At 60.8% G+C, this 17,238-nt stretch carries 12 protein-coding genes; 9 read left to right on the forward strand and 3 right to left on the reverse strand.

Annotation, left to right across the window (positions count from 1 at the left end; all coding sequences use genetic code 11):
- The 8 genes from VHD36_12815 to VHD36_12850 all read left to right on the forward strand — a co-directional run.
- A partial coding sequence (locus VHD36_12815; GenBank protein ID HVU88193.1) for a hypothetical protein occupies positions 1-413 on the forward strand: 413 nt, incomplete at its 5' end.
- A gap of 46 nt (positions 414-459) precedes the next feature.
- Positions 460-2,064 carry an SPFH domain-containing protein gene (locus tag VHD36_12820; protein ID HVU88194.1) on the forward strand — a complete coding sequence of 535 codons (1,605 nt, stop codon included), beginning with the start codon at positions 460-462 and terminating at the stop codon, positions 2,062-2,064.
- 47 nt (positions 2,065-2,111) lie between these two features.
- Positions 2,112-2,861 (forward strand): PspA/IM30 family protein, encoded by a 750-nt coding sequence (locus VHD36_12825; GenBank protein ID HVU88195.1) that lies wholly within the window; start codon positions 2,112-2,114, stop codon positions 2,859-2,861.
- 634 nt (positions 2,862-3,495) lie between these two features.
- On the forward strand, positions 3,496-4,068 hold the full coding sequence (locus tag VHD36_12830; GenBank protein ID HVU88196.1) for a cytochrome P460 family protein: 573 nt from the start codon (positions 3,496-3,498) through the stop codon (positions 4,066-4,068).
- A 47-nt stretch (positions 4,069-4,115) separates the two neighbouring features.
- Positions 4,116-4,736: a cytochrome P460 family protein gene (locus tag VHD36_12835; protein ID HVU88197.1), complete on the forward strand. Its 621-nt coding sequence runs from the start codon at positions 4,116-4,118 to the stop codon at positions 4,734-4,736.
- A 174-nt stretch (positions 4,737-4,910) separates the two neighbouring features.
- Positions 4,911-5,747: an NADP-dependent oxidoreductase gene (locus VHD36_12840; protein ID HVU88198.1), complete on the forward strand. Its 837-nt coding sequence runs from the start codon at positions 4,911-4,913 to the stop codon at positions 5,745-5,747.
- Between the two features lie 56 nt (positions 5,748-5,803).
- Positions 5,804-6,301: a DoxX family protein gene (locus VHD36_12845; protein HVU88199.1), complete on the forward strand. Its 498-nt coding sequence runs from the start codon at positions 5,804-5,806 to the stop codon at positions 6,299-6,301.
- Between the two features lie 100 nt (positions 6,302-6,401).
- Entirely contained in the window at positions 6,402-6,785 is a 384-nt protein-coding gene (locus tag VHD36_12850) for a Rid family hydrolase (GenBank protein HVU88200.1), read from the forward strand.
- Between the two features lie 280 nt (positions 6,786-7,065).
- Here the strand turns inward: VHD36_12850 and VHD36_12855 are convergent, their stop codons facing one another.
- The 3 genes from VHD36_12855 to VHD36_12865 form a co-directional block, all read right to left on the reverse strand.
- The gene (locus VHD36_12855; protein HVU88201.1) at positions 7,066-12,957 is read right to left on the reverse strand and encodes an Ig-like domain-containing protein; all 5,892 of its coding nucleotides are present in this window, start codon (positions 12,955-12,957) and stop codon (positions 7,066-7,068) included.
- A gap of 551 nt (positions 12,958-13,508) precedes the next feature.
- Positions 13,509-14,948: an Lpg1974 family pore-forming outer membrane protein gene (locus tag VHD36_12860; GenBank protein HVU88202.1), complete on the reverse strand. Its 1,440-nt coding sequence runs from the start codon at positions 14,946-14,948 to the stop codon at positions 13,509-13,511.
- Between the two features lie 173 nt (positions 14,949-15,121).
- On the reverse strand, positions 15,122-15,319 hold the full coding sequence (locus VHD36_12865; GenBank protein HVU88203.1) for a hypothetical protein: 198 nt from the start codon (positions 15,317-15,319) through the stop codon (positions 15,122-15,124).
- Between the two features lie 283 nt (positions 15,320-15,602).
- Between VHD36_12865 and VHD36_12870 the strand changes: the two genes are divergently transcribed.
- Positions 15,603-17,238 (forward strand): WD40 repeat domain-containing protein (locus VHD36_12870; protein HVU88204.1); only part of this gene is annotated, 1,636 nt, incomplete at its 3' end.

The following is a 17,238-nucleotide window of genomic DNA, read 5'->3' on the forward strand; positions in this document are numbered from 1 at the left end:
AGCTCAAGCAAGTGGAAAAGGCACGCCTGACGCAAGAGCTAGCGAACGCGCAACTGAAGCTCGACGCCGCCAAGAAACAGGCCGAAGCCACCTTGGCCCGGGGCAATGCGGAAGCGGCGGTGATTCAATTGGAAAACGAGGCCGAGGTGGCAGGCATCCGCACGGCGGTGGCCGGGTTCGGCAATGTTCAGAACCTGGCGCAATACCAGATTTTGCTGAAGCTGGCGCCGGCGCTGAAGGAGATCTTCGTTTCCGACGAGAGCGACTTCGGCAAGCTGTTTGCCAGCTATCTCTCGCAAACCGTTTCCAGCGGCGATCGACCGGCCGTGACCGTTCCCGCATCTTCGACGGCGAACGCGCCCGTGACCACCGATGCGCCGGTGCCGGCAACTGCGGAACGGAACGGACCGTGATGGGTGTTCGACCAAACGGCGCTTTGCGCGCCAGGAACATGATCCAATGACCCAGGCTTTTGAAACTTTTCGTACGCAGGCCGGCCTTCGCTACTGGCGACGGCGTCTGATCATCTGGGGCGTTCTCGCCCTGGGCATTCTGATCGCGCTGTTGATGACCTGGAACGAGTTCTTCGTCTATGTTCCGCCGGGGCAACACCTGGTGATCATTTCGAAGGAAGGCGCGGCGCTTCCCGCCGGGCAGGTCTTGGCCGAGCACGGGCAAAAAGGGATTCTCCGCGAAGTGAAGGGAGAAGGCTGGCACTTCGTCATGCCGGTCGTGTTCGCCACGCAGCTCGAAAAAAACACGATCGTCCCGCCGGGCAAGGTCGGGGTCGTCACGGCCCGCGGCGGGAAACCGCTTCCCGCGGGGCGAGTGCTAGCCGAACCCGGCGAACAGGGCATTCAACGCCAGGTGCTGCTGCCGGGCACGTACCGCCTGAATCTGCACGGCTACGATTTGCAGCTTGTCGATGCCACCGATATTCCGGCGGGATTCGTCGGCGTGCTGCGGCGGTTGCTGGGCGCCGAAGGCAAGGGACGCTTTGCCGAAGGCCCTGATGAAAAGGGAATTCTGCGCGAGGTATTGCAGCCGGGGCTGTATTACATCAATCCCAAAGAATACGAAGTGCTGAAGACGGAAGTCGGCATCTTTCAGACCTCGTTTCGTTACGATAAAGACCCTCGACAAAGCACGGCGGTCACGTTCATTTCCAAAGGTGGCTTGCCGATCAGCATGGATTGCACGATCGAATGGGAAATCTTGCCGCAAGATATGCCGGAGCTTGTCGCCGAATATGGTTCGCGGTTCAACGTCGAGCGAAACGTCATCGACGTGCAGGCCCACGCCATCGGCCGCGACAAGGGCATCAGTTACGGCGTGCAGGATTTTCTCGAGGGAACGCAGCGCGAGAAATTCCAGGATGAATTCGCGGTGGAGCTGACGCGCGTGGGGGCAGAAAAGAACGTCACCGTCCATTCGGCCTTCATCCGCAATATCGTGATTCCCGAGACCTACCTGAAGCCGATTCGCGACAAGCAGATCGCGGCCGAGACGCAGGTCACGAATAAGGCCAAAGAGGCCACTGCCCAAAGCGAGGCGGACGTCGAACGCGAGCAACAGATGATCCAGCAGAAAGTCGCGGAAGTCGACGCGCAGACGAAACTGATCGTGGCCGGCATCGACCGCGAAGTGGAGAACATCGTGACGCGCACCGAGGCGGAAGTCGAGAAATTGAAAGCGGAATATGGCGCCCAGATCGCGGCGCTCGAGGCCCAGCGCACCCAGACGCTGGGCGAAGCCGAGGCGGGTGTGACCAAGATGCGGGAGACGGCCAAAAGCAGCTTGTTCCAACTGAAAATGGAAGCTTTTCATAATGACGGCGCGGCGTTTCTGCGGTATTCGCTCGCCGACCAGTTGAACCCCGAGATGTCCTTGCGATTGTTCCAAAGCGGTCCCGGGACGCTGTGGACGAACCTGGATGGCAAGAATGCCAATCTCTTCTTGCCGCTGGGGGCGGGAGCGGAAACGAAGCAAGAGAGCAAGCCGCAACCGGCCCGCGCCGGAGCCGAAGTGAAACCGGCCTCGACCAATGCCGGCACGAAGAAATAAGGGCACGACCCAGTCTGGCAATCGAATTTCCAAGGGACGAGGCGAAGATGATCGGACGAAAAGTGTGGCGCTCTTTGCAGGGCTTTGCGAATAAGGCCGCCAATTTCCTCTGGACGGCGGATCCCATTGCCCAGATGCAATACGAGTACGATCTTGCCGTCGTCCAGCTCAAGGAGGGGCGCGAGGGCTTAGAGCAGTACCGGGCGCTGGTCGAGCGCGTGTGGCGGCAGATCGCGAACGAGCGAACCCATATCCGCGATCTGGAAAGCAAAGTTCGTGCCTACCTGGCGGCCAACGACCGGGAAACCGCCGGCCGCTTTGCTCTCGAACTGCGCAAGGCTCAGGAAGAGCTGGCGGAGAACGAAGAGCAGGTACAACTGCACGAAGCGGCTTACGAGAACAATCTGGCCAAGATCAAGCAGGCCGGCGCGAAGCTGAGCCAGGTTCGCGAACAAATCGCGAAATACGACGCCGAATTGAAAATGACCAAGGCCGAAGCCGAAATGGCCAAGCTGACCACGAGTTTCAACATCGACGCGACGACCGATTTCGGCCAGATCGAGCAGTTCGTACACGACAAAATCAGCTTGAACAAGGCCAAGGTGCGCGTCGCCGGCGATCTGTCCGGCGAAGGGGCCGACGATCGCGAGCGGCAGCGCGCCATGGAACGGGCGCTTGCCGATCAGGCTTTGCGCGACTTCGAAGCAGGCGCGCGGATCGGCGCCGCCCCCGCGGCCCGACCGACGGAGCCGCCCAAGCAGCTCGCTCCGCCAGCAGCCGGGCCATCGAACGAATGACGTGGCGCATCGTTCGCATTTTCCATGGCGAAGCTCTCCGCCGCCGGCGTGACCGAGGCTGCAAGGCGTGAACTGCCAGAAGTTCCGGAAAGGCCATGCGGCGAGCGGCACATCAAAACAAAAGGGCGGCGCCAGGTTGTTACCGTCCGAAATGCGCGCCCGGTCGAATTTGATCGCAGGTGAGCGCTCACCAACCCCCTTGGCGTTTTGCAGACCAGGCCGATCGCATCCGGCTCGCGGAGCAACGACGGCCTAGTCGCGCATGCCACGTCACATTTTGGTGCCGCGGTAGTCACAATTGGCTGCGCCACGTGCGCGATCCTGGGCCGGCACTCGATTTGCAGCCCACGAACCCTCGCACGGAACGCCAGGCAGAACCGATGAAACTTCTGCGAATGTTCAGACTTCAGATGCGCGGGAAAATGGCGCGACGTCTGGATACGCCACCTCCGAGATCACTCTGAGATCACTTTGGTCGGTTCCGATTCCTGGCGTCAATTGGCCTGACGGTGGCAGCGAGAAATCGTGTGTGGGTAACGATTCGGGGCATTCCAGCGCGTAAAGGTTTCCGTTTTCCTGACCTTGTCAAACGCTGCTCTGGTGCGCTATGTATCGATCCAGACAGTCGGTGTTGATGGCAACCGTCGCTCTATTGCTCGTAGCGGCCGGGCTTTTGTATTGGCGGACACGAGCCGTCGCGGCGCCGGTCGAACCGACGGCGCGAGTCGCGTTCACGGCCGACGGCAAACTCAAACGGCCGGAAGGCTATCGCACGTGGGTCTACGTTGGCACGCCGCTAACCCCCAACGACCTCAACGGCGGCGAAGCTGCCTTTCCCGAGTTTCATGCGGTCTACATCGATCCCGAAAGCTTTGACCACTTCGAAAAGACCGGGCAGTTTCGCGATGGGACCGTCATCATCAAGGAGCTTGTCCTCGTCGGCGCCAAGGAGGCGGCCAGTGGCAAAGGGTACTTCATGGGCGACTTTACCGGATTGGAAACAGCGATTAAGGACTCCAAGCGATTCACAGACGAACCAGGGAAATGGGGCTACTTCACCTTCGGCCATAAGTATCCGCTCAAAAAGGAAGCCGCCCTGCAAGACACAGCCTCGTGCAATACCTGCCACCAGACCAGCGCCAAGATGGATCATATATTCACTCAGTACTATCCCGTTTTGCGCGCCGCGGCCCCGCACACGAAATGAGATGAACGGATCCTTGCGCTGCTTCGACAAGGTCGGAAAGGCATTTCATGGACACCAAGCTCTTCGGGCGATTCGCTGCTGCTTGCCTTGCGGTAGCGACGATACCCATCGCGATCATCGTGTGTTCTCCGAAGAACGCATCCCACGCGGCGGATCGTTCTGCCCAAGCCACCGACACGTTTTCGCCGTACGTCGGCAAAGACGGCAGCATTGCGCGGCCGACCGACTATCGCGAAACGTTTCGCCATCTGGGAACGTGGGCTGTCGCCAAGGAGGCGAACGCACCAGTTCACGAAATGCACAACGTTTACGCGCAACTGGATGCTATCAAGTCGTTCGAACAAAATGGGAAGTTTCCTGACGGCGCCGTTCTGGTGAAGGAAATCACGAACGTCAGGGCGGACAAGCTCACAACGGGGCAGTCGACCTGGTCCACCGACGACAAGGTCTGGTTCGTGATGATCAAAGATTCCAAAGGGCGGTTCCCCGACAACCCTCTGTGGGGCAAGGGGTGGGGTTGGGCTTTGTTCAAAGCGAATGAGCCAGCGCATAACGTGGCGACTGACTTCAAGACGGATTGTTTGACCTGCCATATTCCCGCCAAGGAAGACGACTGGATCTACACCCGTGGTTATTCGATTCTGAAAAAACAGGATACGACCCGTTGAGAGTGAAATGCCTGTTGGCCGAACGCCCGCCGATCTGTCAGCGGCCGCCGCCGCCTGCCAACAGGTGATCGGAGGTGAGGCATGAAAGCCATTTGTCTACGCGCCCGCGGTGGTCCCGAAAAGTTCGCCTACGAGGAGTCGCCGCAGCCCCGTCCCGGGGAGGGCGAGGTGCTTGTGCGCGTCCATGCCGCTGGCGTCATGCACACGGAACTCGGCTGGGATCAGACTTGGACCACGTCAGCGGGAGGGCCTCGCCCGTGGCCGGTCATTCCCGGTCACGAATTCTCCGGCGAGATCACGGCCCTGGGGGCCGGCGTGAAAAATGTCGGCGTGGGAGATCTGGTTTACGGACTCAATGACTGGCACAGTAACGGCGCCTACGCCGAGTATTGTGCGGCGCCCGTCGCCGATCTCGCCCGCAAGCCGGCGAGCGTCGATCACGTTCACGCAGCCGCCGCACCGATTTCCGCTCTGACGGCATGGCAGGGGTTGATTGAGCGCGCCGGTCTCACTGCAGGCCAGCACGTGCTGATCCACGGCGCGGCCGGGGGCGTCGGCATCTTTGCGGTGCAACTCGCCCGCTGGCGTGATGCGCACGTGACCGGCACGGCTTCGGCAGCCAACCTCGACTTCGTGCGTGGCCTCGGCGCCGACGAGGTGATCGACTATCGCGCTCAGCGGTTCGAGGACATCGTCGGGGACGTGGACGTAGTCTTCGACGCGGCGGGCGGCGAGATGTTGGACAGGTCCTGGGGCGTACTCAAGCCGGGCGGCAGGCTGGTGACGGTCGCCGATTCGGCGACGCCCAACGAGCGCAACCGTGCCGCATACTTCATCGTCGAGCCGAACCGGACGCAACTGGCCGAAATCGGACGACTGATCGAGACCGGCGCGCTCCGCCCGGTCGTTGGCGCCGTGTTCCCGATCGCCGAGGCGCGGCAGGCATATCAGCACAAACCTCAGCACGGCAAGGTCGTGCTGAGCGTGGTCGACGGTACAGGTGCGACGTAGTCGGGCGTAAGGCGCAAAACCAGATCCCCGAACCTGCGAAGGAAGAAAAGTTAGCCATGTGGCGTCGCCTCCGTCCGACGGAACTTGCGGCCGTTTTTCTGCGGTTCGCCCTGGCGGCCGGGTTCCTCTCCGCGGTGGCCGACCGCTTCGGCCTGTGGGGACCTGCCGACACACCGGGAGTGAGCTGGGGCGGGTTCGCTTCGTTTCTTGCTTACACCGGCACGCTCCTCTGGTTTCTGCCAGCCGGTTTGGTGCCGGTCGCCGGGTGGGTGTCGACGGTACTCGAGGTCGTGCTGGCCCTCGGCCTGTTGGCAGGTTTCCGTCTGCGGGCGGTCGCGCTCGCTACCGGGATCCTCTTACTGGTGTTCGCGGTGACGATGACGGCTGCCCTCGGATTCGAGCCGCCGCTCTCGTATTCGGTGTGGTCGGCGGCGGCCGCGGCGTTCCTGCTCGCCTCGCTCCGGCCGGCAGGGGGCGATGTCGGCACAAGGTCTTCTTCGTATTCCAGTGGCTCGACCGAGACCTTGTCGTCAGCCACTTTTACGCTGCTTTGATCATGGCGGCGCCATGGTCCCAAAACGTTTGTCATCGAAACCCCACGCGAGTACAGGGAGCACCTCGAACGCCTCATTTTTGACATCGTGAGGATTAACAATGTCTCACACTATCCACGATATCGGCGTCGCTAAACAAATTGCCGCCTATAGTGACTCGATCGAGGTTCGAGGCAATGTGCGGTGGTTGTTCTCATCAGGTACTCCCGGGCTCGCCACCGGCGGCGACCTTCCCTCCGACATCACAGGCCAGGCGGAGATTGCGTGGAAACACATGATCGACCTGTTGGCGAAAGCCGACATGGGGTTGGCTGACCTCGTCACCGTGACCCAATACCTGACGCGCGCCGAAGACATCCCGGACTATGGGAAGGTCCGCGCGCGATTCCTCGGCGAGCATCGTCCGGCCTCCATGCTGCTCGTCATTCCGCAACTGTTTAAACCGGAGTTTCTGGTCGAGCTGGAAATCGTCGCAGCGAAGTAGAGGATCGGAGAGTGCGTTTCCGTACTTCGTTCGTTTGGCGGCTCTTCGTGGACATCCTCGACAATCAGCAGCTCACAAATTGGCTACAAACGATCCTCGAGTCGGCGTCCTGCGTTTTTCAACTCCTTGGACCGAACGCTCCAATAAAGGTTTCAACCGGTCGCGGCGGCACCCGAGTTCTTGCGCCGCGACCCTAAACCGGTAACGCGGAGGTCGGGTGCAATTGTCGACGATGTGACTGCCGAAAAAGAAATCGTGCTCTCGGCGTCCGGGGCCGCGGTCAGTTGAGCGCCAGGTCGTCGTCCGACGGATCGAGCAAGTCGGAATCTTGCCCGTGCGCCGCAAACACCGAAGCGCGGGCGGTCGAGCTGCTGCCGGGCTGGCTCGCGCTTATTGTCGCGGCGCCACTGCTCACTCCGGTCGCAGCACGAGACTGTGCGGCCACCGACGCCTGGGTGACGGAACCAACCGACCAATCGGCCGTGTCATTGAGCGGAGCGACCAGAGAGTCCGACAAGCCCGAGGCAAAGACCGAATCGGTCGCCGCGGCGGCTAGCGAGCTGCCGGATGAAGTGGTCGATGATGCAACCGCGGCCGTTGACGCGGCAGCAGGCGCCACGACGGCTTGATGAGACGTGACTTGCTGAGACGCAACCGCCTGAGTCGTTACTGGTCCGGGGCCATGGGAGTTGTAGTAGTTGACCTCGGCAACGATGTCTCCCAAGTTGAAGAAACCGTCGCCATTGATGTCGAGGCTGATCCCGGAAGACGCGAGCGATGCATTCTGTAAACTCCCCGGGCCACCCTGGTTGTATTGGTTAACCAGGGAAACGACGTCACTGAGGTTGAAATATCCGTCGCCATTGATGTCGTAGGTGCTCGTGGCGCTCGGCGATTGCGACGCGGTCGAAATATTCAAGCTGACCGCGCTGCTTTGGCCAGTGACGCGCACCAGGTACTGCGTATTGGCGGAAAGAGTGCTGTTGAGCTGCACCTGCCCCGCGGTGGTCACCGTACCGGTGCCAAGCAGGTTCATATTGGCGTCGTATAGACTGAGTTCGAGCGGCGAAGTCGCCCCGCCGGCGGCCGCGGTCACGTTGACCGAATGACTCTGCGAGGCGGTGAAGCTGTACCACTGCTGCCCCTGAACGTTTTGGCCGGTCGCCATGATCGTGCCAGCCAGCGTTCCTAAATTCGTCGTCGCCGGCGTGGCGGCCTGAATCGGCGGATCAAAATTGCCGACGATCGGTAGCGCGGTCTGCGCGCCAAATTGCGCGAAAATGTCCGAACCCAGTGGCGCGGGACTGAAAGGATGATCCAGGCCCGTGGGATTGGCGGCCGTCGGATTGTTCGAGATCAACCAGTACCACTCGCCATTCTGCACGCTCGAACCGCTCGTTCGCGGCTGGTACAGTCCCAGGTCGGTGCGGCCATCCTGATTCATATCGGCAGCGACAGGCACACCGCCGACGCCCGCGAAACCAAAGTTGATCGTCGCATCGATCGTTCCGCTCCAGGCAGGTTTGCCGCCCGAGAGATGGCCGAAATTGATTTGGAACCGTCCGTTGAGATACGTCGCCAGGTCAGCAATACCATCACCGTTGAAGTCACCTACCACGGGCGCCCCGCGCAATTGGCTCTGCACGACCGTGGCGCTTCCGTCGATCACGTGATGATTCGAAGTATCGAGATACCACGTGGTGCCGTTGAACAAGCCGATTTGATCGCCGTCGGCCGGTACTCCGTCGAAGTTTGCCGCAACAGGTTCGCCGTTGATCTGAAAACCGGCGGGCTGAATCGTGGCGAAATCCCCCTGGCTCGGGTCGATCACGCCGTCGGAATTCGTATCGATCAGCCAACGGAAGGCACCGAGAATCGGGTCGTATCCGTAGGCGGCCAGTTCATCGAAACCGACTTTCGATTGACCGGCGATGGGTCCTTTGACGCCGATCAATCGCTGCGGCAAGAAATCGCCGGCGAACACCGCGTCGTGTATGCCCATGGGCGAGATTGTTCCCTGCAGCGCCGGCGCCACGCCCAAGGTGAACGTCAGGTCGCGATTCGTGGCGTCGGTGTTCGTCGGGTCCCAGGTGTTGTTGCCGTTGGCATCGACATAGACGCTGCCGGCGGCGTAGGTGCCGATTTCCGGTCGGCTATCGACGGTGAATCGCGCCACGAAATTGCCGCCGGGCTGACCGTCGCCCGACGGGAAGATCGGTGCGCCGTTGGGCTCGATAGCATTACTCTCGCCGTCGAGCTTGTTGCCCGCCGGATCGACAAGGCCTGAGTCCTTGATCGTCAGCGTGAAGCGATCGTCGGGCAGCGGTTGAGCAAAGACCAGCTTCACTGTCGCGGTGGCCGGCTGTCCGTTCACGATCGGATCGGTCGTGACGATGATCTGGCTGATCGAGATCACACCGTTAGCGTCCCCGACCAGTTGAAATTGGCCAGGTGTTTCCGCAATGTCGGCCAGGATGGCCGGATCGTTGGGGAAATCGGCCGGATCCCGGTTGGGATTATCGACGATGTGGATCGTCAACGCATCGACAAGCGGTGTCGGGCCATTCGGAGCATTGGCCGGCTTCAGGCCGAAGATGTTGTAGTTGGATGCCACGTCACCGGTCGTGATGATCTGAATGGGCGGCGTCGTTGGCGAACTCGGAGGAGGCGCGATCTGCGGCCCTTGCGTGTCGAGGAAGATATTGAGCTGCAGATTAGTGTTCTCGGAGTTGCTGCCGTCGTTGATGTTGCCCGCCAGATCCTCGGCCGTGATGAACAGGTGGCGCAGGCCATCGTACTGACTGAAGAACTTCGGATCGTTGAGATTCACCGTCGAGGTGATCGTCCACTGTCCGTTTGGATCGGCGTTGGTTCCGTCGATGGGCACGGCGGTCGTCTGGCCGATCAGCACCGGACTGCCGGTGCTATCGAGCACGAAGAGCTTGATGATCGCGTTGGCCTCGGCGGTGCCATAAAACGTCGGCGCCGTTACGTTCGTGATCCGATCGGCCGTGGTGAACGAATCGGTCGTTCCCAGCGCGCCTGAGTCACTTGTCGGAGCCAGCCCGGTGCTTGTTCCCGTAGGCGAGACGATGCCGAAGCGCGCCGGGGGAATCACGGTGTCGACCGTGATATTCAGCGTGGCGCTATTCGCCCCGAAGCCGGTTTCGGAAGGAGTCTTAGGCGCCGAGACCTGCGGATCGATCATCTGCACCTCGGCCGTCAGGCCGTGCAACCCGTCAGCCAGTGTCACCGCAGGGGCCAAGGTCGAGAGATCGATTTGATACAGCCCGGGCAGGACTTGTCCGGGGTTGGCGGGATCGGGCGCGGGGATGGCAAAGCCGATCAGGTTTGGCGTTGCGCCCGGTGTCGTCGTGTCGAACAAGGCGACGCGATAGCCGGCCGTGGTGCCGTCGGAATAGGGAATCGGAATCTTGCCAATCGGCGGCGAGCCGGGAGTCGGCGCGCCGTTGATGACATTGCCCGGCAAATCGTTGGTAAAGATCCCGTCGTCCAGCCTGATATAGATAAGCGGTTGATTGTTGTTCGTCACATTGTCGAATTGCGAACGTCCGGTGTCGTCCTGCGGCGCATTGGTCGGCAGGTCGCCGGTTCCGTTATTGCGCGAGAGTTCCACGTTGAACGGAGTCGGCGCCGGCGTGTTGATGATCGTGGCGTTGTAGGCGTTGACGACGACCGAGCTTGCGCCTTCGCCCGTGGCTCCGAATACGTGCAGGTAGTACGTCTGCCCGGCCACGACGGGGATCCGCACCCGCGCGTTGCCCGTGGCGGGCAGGCCCGATCCGAATTCCGTCGTTACGGCCGCGTCGCCGAGGATGTTGCCATTCCCGTCGACGACCTGGGCCTCCAACTGCCCTCCGCCCGGCAACAGCGCGGTCGAAAAATTCTTGAAATAGACCTGAAAGTCGAGCGTGCCGGTCTGTTGGGCTACGACGCGATAGTAGTCCTGATCCGCGGGGGCCGGCGGATTCGAGCTCGAATTGGGAAAGATCGACGCATTCTGAATCTGCAATGTCGATCCGGATCCCAGGAAGGCAGCGTTGGCGATCGACTCATTCGGCTCGTACAGATCCGGCCCCATGTCCAGCAACTGCGGCTGGCCGTCGGCGCCGGTGGCGACGTTGGGGGAGACGATTTCGACGTTCTTGTACGAGATATCCGGCATGGCGACAGCGTTTTGATAAACGCGCACCACGCCCGTGTCCAAGATGCGTCCTTTGTTGACGACGACGAAGTCGGCGGCCAACGCCGCATTGACCACTAAGGTGTCGCTGGCGTTCGGATCCCCGCCGTCGATGCTCAAGGGCAACCCGCCGCCTGCGAGGGAGGGGTTGACGACGAATGTATCGTCCCCTGACAGGCCTGCCAGGGCGAGCGAGCTGACGGTCGAGGCAATCGTGACCGGTTCCAGATTCGTCCCGTTGGTCGTAATGGCGACGGTGCTCGTCACGCCTTCGGTAACGACGAAGTTGTCGCTGTCCGTAGTGCCGTTCACCAAAGCTTGTTTCGTCTTGCCGAGGGTGAAAGTCCCCGCGATGGAAGCAAAATTGATCGCCGGCGTGGCCGCGGCACTGCTGGTGACGATGCCGGACTCGCTGATCAGCCCGCCTTCGTTGATCGGCGAATAGGTGAGGTTATCGTTGCCCGTTCCGAGAATGGTGAGATTGTCGCCGGCGACGCCATGCCCCGCGTCGTTGATCGCCGAAATTCCGCTGAATTTCACGGTGGGAATGACGGTTCCGACGGTCGTATCCGTGATCTGGCTCAGACCCAAATCGATTTGCGTCTTTTCGCCGCCGGCCTGGTGCGTGTAATTGATGACGCTGTTCGTGCCCGGCCCGTTCCCCTGCACGGTAACCGTCGTACCCGCAGCGATATTCATGAGCGGGGTCGTGAGATCGAAGTTGTAAGAGTCGTTGCCGCCCAAGCCGCGGAACTTGACCGAAGCCGCGGCGCCGACGAACAACGTGGCTTGCGGGATCAAACTGGCCGTGGAAAGTTGCACGGCCGGGCCGCTGATGCCCCCCACGGTTTGCTGAGAATACAAGAAGGTGTCGTCGCCCGACGTTCCGTCAACGAGCACGGTATCTGTGCCGGTTGCCGGCGAGGAGGGCAAGATGCCGAAGCCCTGAAATCCTGCATACGTGATCGGTACGAAGGTGAAGGGCGGATGCCCCGCCTGGCCGGCGGCGAGAAAGCCCGTCACGCTGCCGGAATAAGGACTCGAGCCGGGCGCAATTTCGAACGTGGCGCCTGCGCCGCTGTCTGTTTCTTCGAAACCATCGCCGTCCTCGGTTTGTCCGACAAGGTTCAAATTCTCGGTCTTGGAAAACGTGACGGGCACGAAGCTGGCCGTGGCGCTCGCGTCGGCATGCGTGCCTTCGGCGATCGAGCCGGCGCCGGTGCCGGTCGGCGTTACGATCAGATCGTCGAGCGCCCCGGCGACGCCGTTCACGGTCAGGGTGTCGCTGGCCGTGGGATCACCGGCGTTGACGGTGATGCTCGTCAAACCTGTGGGCTTGAAGGGGGCCGCGGGCAGACTCTGCGGCTGGTAGTTCAGGTTGATGACGTCGTCGCCGGCCAGGGCGTTGATCGTCAGATTCGTTTTGTTCGAAAACTCGATCGATTCCTGGTTGTCGATCGTCACTTCGCCGTCGTTGGCCGGATCGACGGTGCCGTTGGTGTAATTGATGGCATTGTTCGAGGGCGTCGCATTGACAGTCAACGTGGCCGACGGAACCACGTCGAGCACGGGGGTCAGGTTCTGAAAGAACACCGACTGAGTGCCGCTGGGACCTGTGATCAGGCTGGTCCCTTGCCCGTTGTTCGGCCCGACGCTGTAGTTGTCAGTGGTCTGGGTGTCGCCAGCGGTTTGTGCGAGCTTGAGCGTGTTGAACCCCGTGCCGCCGTCATAGTTGATCGACAACGGGATCAAGCCGTGCGATGAATCGACGATCAACGTGTCATTGCCGCCGAGGCCGTTGACGTTGATCTGTGAAAAGTCCGACAGCTTCACTTGCGAAGACGTGCCGTTGACCGTTACGTCCAACTTCGAAGTGTCGGACGAATCCCGCATCAGCACGATGGTGTCGTTCTCGCCGGCGAAATCCTGGTCGCCGTTGACTTGCAGGGCGGGCGAGATGCTCAGCATCACCCGCGATTCGAGAGCTTCGAGTCCTCGCAATCCATGCAGATTCGTAAGAGGGCGGCGAGCCGCGCGACGCCGCGAACGGACTGCCGATTTATTAGCCTGCCGATAAAGATGTGAAAAAGCCATCGTGAGCTCCCCCCGCACGAGCCTCCGGGAAGATTTAACGAACTTCCCGAAAAGTAAAAACAGGTAGTTTAGGTAGGACGGTATCGCGCGGCGCGGCGTAAGTCAACCTGCGGGGACCAGTTACGACTTGCCCGAGGGGGCTTGCGACGGCTGAGGTCGAGCCCCGGCGAAGGTCTGCGCCGCGCCCATTTCGGAGATAAGCTGCCCTGCCGCCGCTTGTGTTACAGGCGAAGCAGGCGGGGGAGTCGCGGCGACCGACCTTCGAATGTGGCTCGCCGCGAAAGAACCGTCGTCGGCTTCGGGCGAGAGATCCCCGGGTATCGCGGTCCGGTCACGGAGCAATGAACGCCCCGCCGCGCGGCCACAATACATATAGATAATGGCGCGGCCACTGGCTGTGACCGGGCCGCGTTTCAGGCGGCGCTCTAGAATCGCGCTTCGACGTGAAGGACGGCCCCGGTAAACGTGACCGTGTCGCCCAGGCTGACGAAGTTATTGCTCTGGACGGCCGAGATGTACTGCGGCGTGGTGATCGCGTTGAACCAGAACGCAGTGTAATACCCGCCACCGACCCTCAGGTGTCCGCCGCAACTGGTCCACGAGAGTCCCAGTTCGAAATCCAGCACCGGCACGACGCGAAAGCTTTGCCAATTGCTGCTTGCCAAAAGCGCGGTCGTAAGCGTGTCGGTCTGGCTATAGCCGGTCACGGTGTCGCCGAACAACGTGCTGATCGAGCCTTGTCCGTACGCGGAAAAGCATGTTGCACCGAGTCGGCGACGGCCATCGAGACCAATCCGTGGGCCAACGCCGTCGAAGTTGATGCTGGACGTGGTGAACTGCGGATTATTGGGTTGCGCGAATTCGGCGTTCTGCTCGAAATTCTGGTGCAGATGCCCATACCGGAGACCTGCGCTCCAATTCATGTAAGCGTTTGGCGTTCCGAAAATCAGCCGGTTGTACATCAGGTCGGCCAGGCGGAAATTCACCGACGAGACCGCTTCGATGCGCGAGAACGTCGTGCCCGAGTTGACCGTGCCGGGCGTCAGCACCGACGACACGACGCTTCCAAAGGTCGTGCCCCCGGGCAGGCCGATCGTATCGGAAACGTTGCTGAAGAACTGCATGTAGTTGACCGAGATCGACGAGCAGTTGTTAAACGCGTAGCCACCTCCCACGCGGAACGCCGGCCCCCACGGCTGGATAAGATTCTGCGCCGTGCCAAACGGAACGGTCCCCTGACCGGCGGGCGCCGCATTTTGCTGCGTGGCGTGCACCATGTCGGGACCGAACGATTTCATCCAGAGATACTCGCCGTAGACGAAGCAGCGCTGACGAAAGAAGTCGGTACACGGCGTCAAGCAGCAATTCACGGGGTTCGCGCAACATCCGTTGTTGCAACCGAAGTTCCCTTCCTCGGCCATGGGCGTGCCGATCATTTCCGACTCGTCAAATGGCGCCGCGACCGGTTCCTCGAACGGTTGCTCGTCGACCGATTTGACGAGAGACACGGGCCGAGATTTGGCGGCGGACGGCATGCGAACCGGTTCGCGATCCAAAGACGAGGTCGGTTCGCGATCGACCGCGGAGGTCGGTTTGATCGACGTTTGCTTAGCAGGCTTTTTTACCGGCTTTTTGGCCGGCTTTGGCGCCGGTTCCTGGGCAGAATCATCATCCGCACGGCCGGCTGAAGCATCGACGGACTCGTCGGTCGATTCGTCGATCCGCTCGAGTGTCAGCTCTTCGATTGGCGCCGCATCACGTGCCCGTGCTATCGCGCGCGCCGCGATCGAGGTGGCCGGGTCGGCCCAAGCTAGCGGAGTCAGCAAGCCCCATAGAGAAAGGGCGATCGTCGCCTTGGTAAACATCCCATCCCCCCCCGGAGATATTGGCAGACCGGCAGAACCGGAATAATCGCTATGCGCGATACAGCCACTATCGTCCGCAAAGTCTGCCGCTCTTTAGCTCCTTTGCGAGGTCCGACCGTCGGGGAGTGCAATTTCGGCCGGGACCGCCGGAATTCAACCATTGACCGCTGAGTTCAACTCGACCGCTGCCGGCGACCGTGCCGGCCGCGGACCACGGCGTACGAATCGATGATGTTGAACTGCGCGGACTGATTGGCGCCGGTGGTATTCGAAAGGAAGGCTGCTGACTGCCCGCTGATCAAAATCGTGGCCGAATCATCGGCGGCCCGTTTACCGCCAAGCGCGAAGGAGAGCCTGCCGGTGCCCGGCACATGGAAGGTCGTTCTTCCCCCGGCCGAGCGATATACTCGACGTTCATCCTTTGTCCGGGCCGGAGACTCTGCGATGCGACGCCTCAACAGCCGAAGGTCCACAGCGATTTATTTGATTTGCGTTGCGCCCGTGCTCGTTGCGTGTGCCCATCCGAGTACGGCTGAGGATGCTCTTCCAAAAACGGCAACTGCGAAACTTGACCAATTTGGTGATCCACTGCCCGCCGAAGCCCTGTTCCGTTTCGGCATCCAAAGATTCCGGCCTCCATCGGGCGTTGATGAGTTGGCCCTGTCTCCCGACGAAAAAATCGTCGTTACGCAAGGTAATGAGCTAATTGCCTGGGATACCGCCACGGGCAAGGAGCTGTGGCGATCGAGCGGCGTCGAGGGGGGCTTCCATTGGATTGCCGCATCCTATGGAATCCGCTCCCTGGCATTCGCAGCGAAGGACAGCCAGACGTTTTACATGCTGAGTCGGACGGGACAAGTCCTCGCCTGGAACGCGACCTCGGGCGATCACAAAACGCTGCCCATCAAGGTGGGCAATCAACCCGACCAACAAAGTTCACGCTGTGTCGCCATCGATGTCACGTCCGATGGGAACATCTTTGCCCTCGGCTCCTTGTTGGGAGTGACCGTCTGTCGCCGCGACGGCGAAATTCTGTTCCAGGTCAAGAATGAGCCCAAAGAAAAACTCGACATGAATGCGGGCGATCGCCTGAAATTCGGCGGGCACTTCAGTTTTGTGCGATTTTCTCCTGACGAAAAACTGCTGGCCGTGGTAACGAGCGACACTCCAGAAGCCATCCGACTATTCGACGTAACGACCGGTACGGAAGTGCGGAAGATTGGACTCACGTCGCGGCTCGTGCGGCTGGCGTTTTCCCCTGACGGCAAACGCATCGTCGGAACGGAGCGGGACGTTGCCGCGCGCATGTATTCCGTCGATACCGGAGATCGAATCTGGGAGCGAGTCATTCCGCCCAAACGAAACTCTGAAAATTACCTGTCCGCAGTCGCCTTCAGTCCCGATGGCAAGACGATCGCCGTCGGGGCTCCCCTGGGTAACGACGAATGGATTTATTTGCTCGATGCGGAGACAGGCGAAGAATCGGGTAAACTCGTGGGCCACGCCTGGAAGCCCTGGGCACTCGCCTTTACCGCCGACAGCAAGATGTTGTACTCCTCGGGCTGGGATGCAACGGTTCGCCGCTGGGACCTGGCGACGCGCAAACAGGTTCCTCTGCCCGAGGGTTTTCAAACGACCGGCGCAACAGCCGCATCGCCGGACGGACGACTGCTTGCGTTTCAAGACGACTCGAGCCGAATTCACGTGGTCGATGCTGCGACCGGCGCCGAGCAAAAAGTATTACGATTGCCGCCTATCGCATTCTCGCAATTGAAGTTTTCTCCCGACAGCACGGTCCTGGCCGGCGGCGGATCAGGTGGCGACGATATTCACGCGGTGCTTTGGCTATTGAAAGACGACAAGGTAATTCGTCATTGGCAGTGGCCGAAAGGTCGCGATCCGCATTCGACCGTTGAATCACTTGAGTTCTCGCCGGATGGTACGCGTGTCGCGGTGGCCGTCTTTCGGCAATCGCTCGCCCATATTTGGGACGTGGAGCAGAATGCCAAGCTGGCAGAAATGAACCACGACAGTATTTACGGTCTGTCGTTCAGTGCCGATGGTGAGACGCTGCTTACTGCCGGATGGGACTCGATCGTGAGGTTGTGGGACGCTGGAACTGGAGCGTTGCAGCGTGAGCTCGACGTCCAGGAGGCCGTCCAGAATAAGACCGACCTGCGAATGTATACCGTATGCGCGTCTCCCAATGGGGATGAGTTTGCGACCGTTCACATGGATGGCAAAGTTCGGGTCTGGCGAATGGATGACCTGAAGCAGCGCAGCGCGTTTC

The sequence above is a fragment of the Pirellulales bacterium genome (genome assembly GCA_035546535.1).
GTDB lineage: Bacteria > Planctomycetota > Planctomycetia > Pirellulales > JACPPG01 > JACPPG01.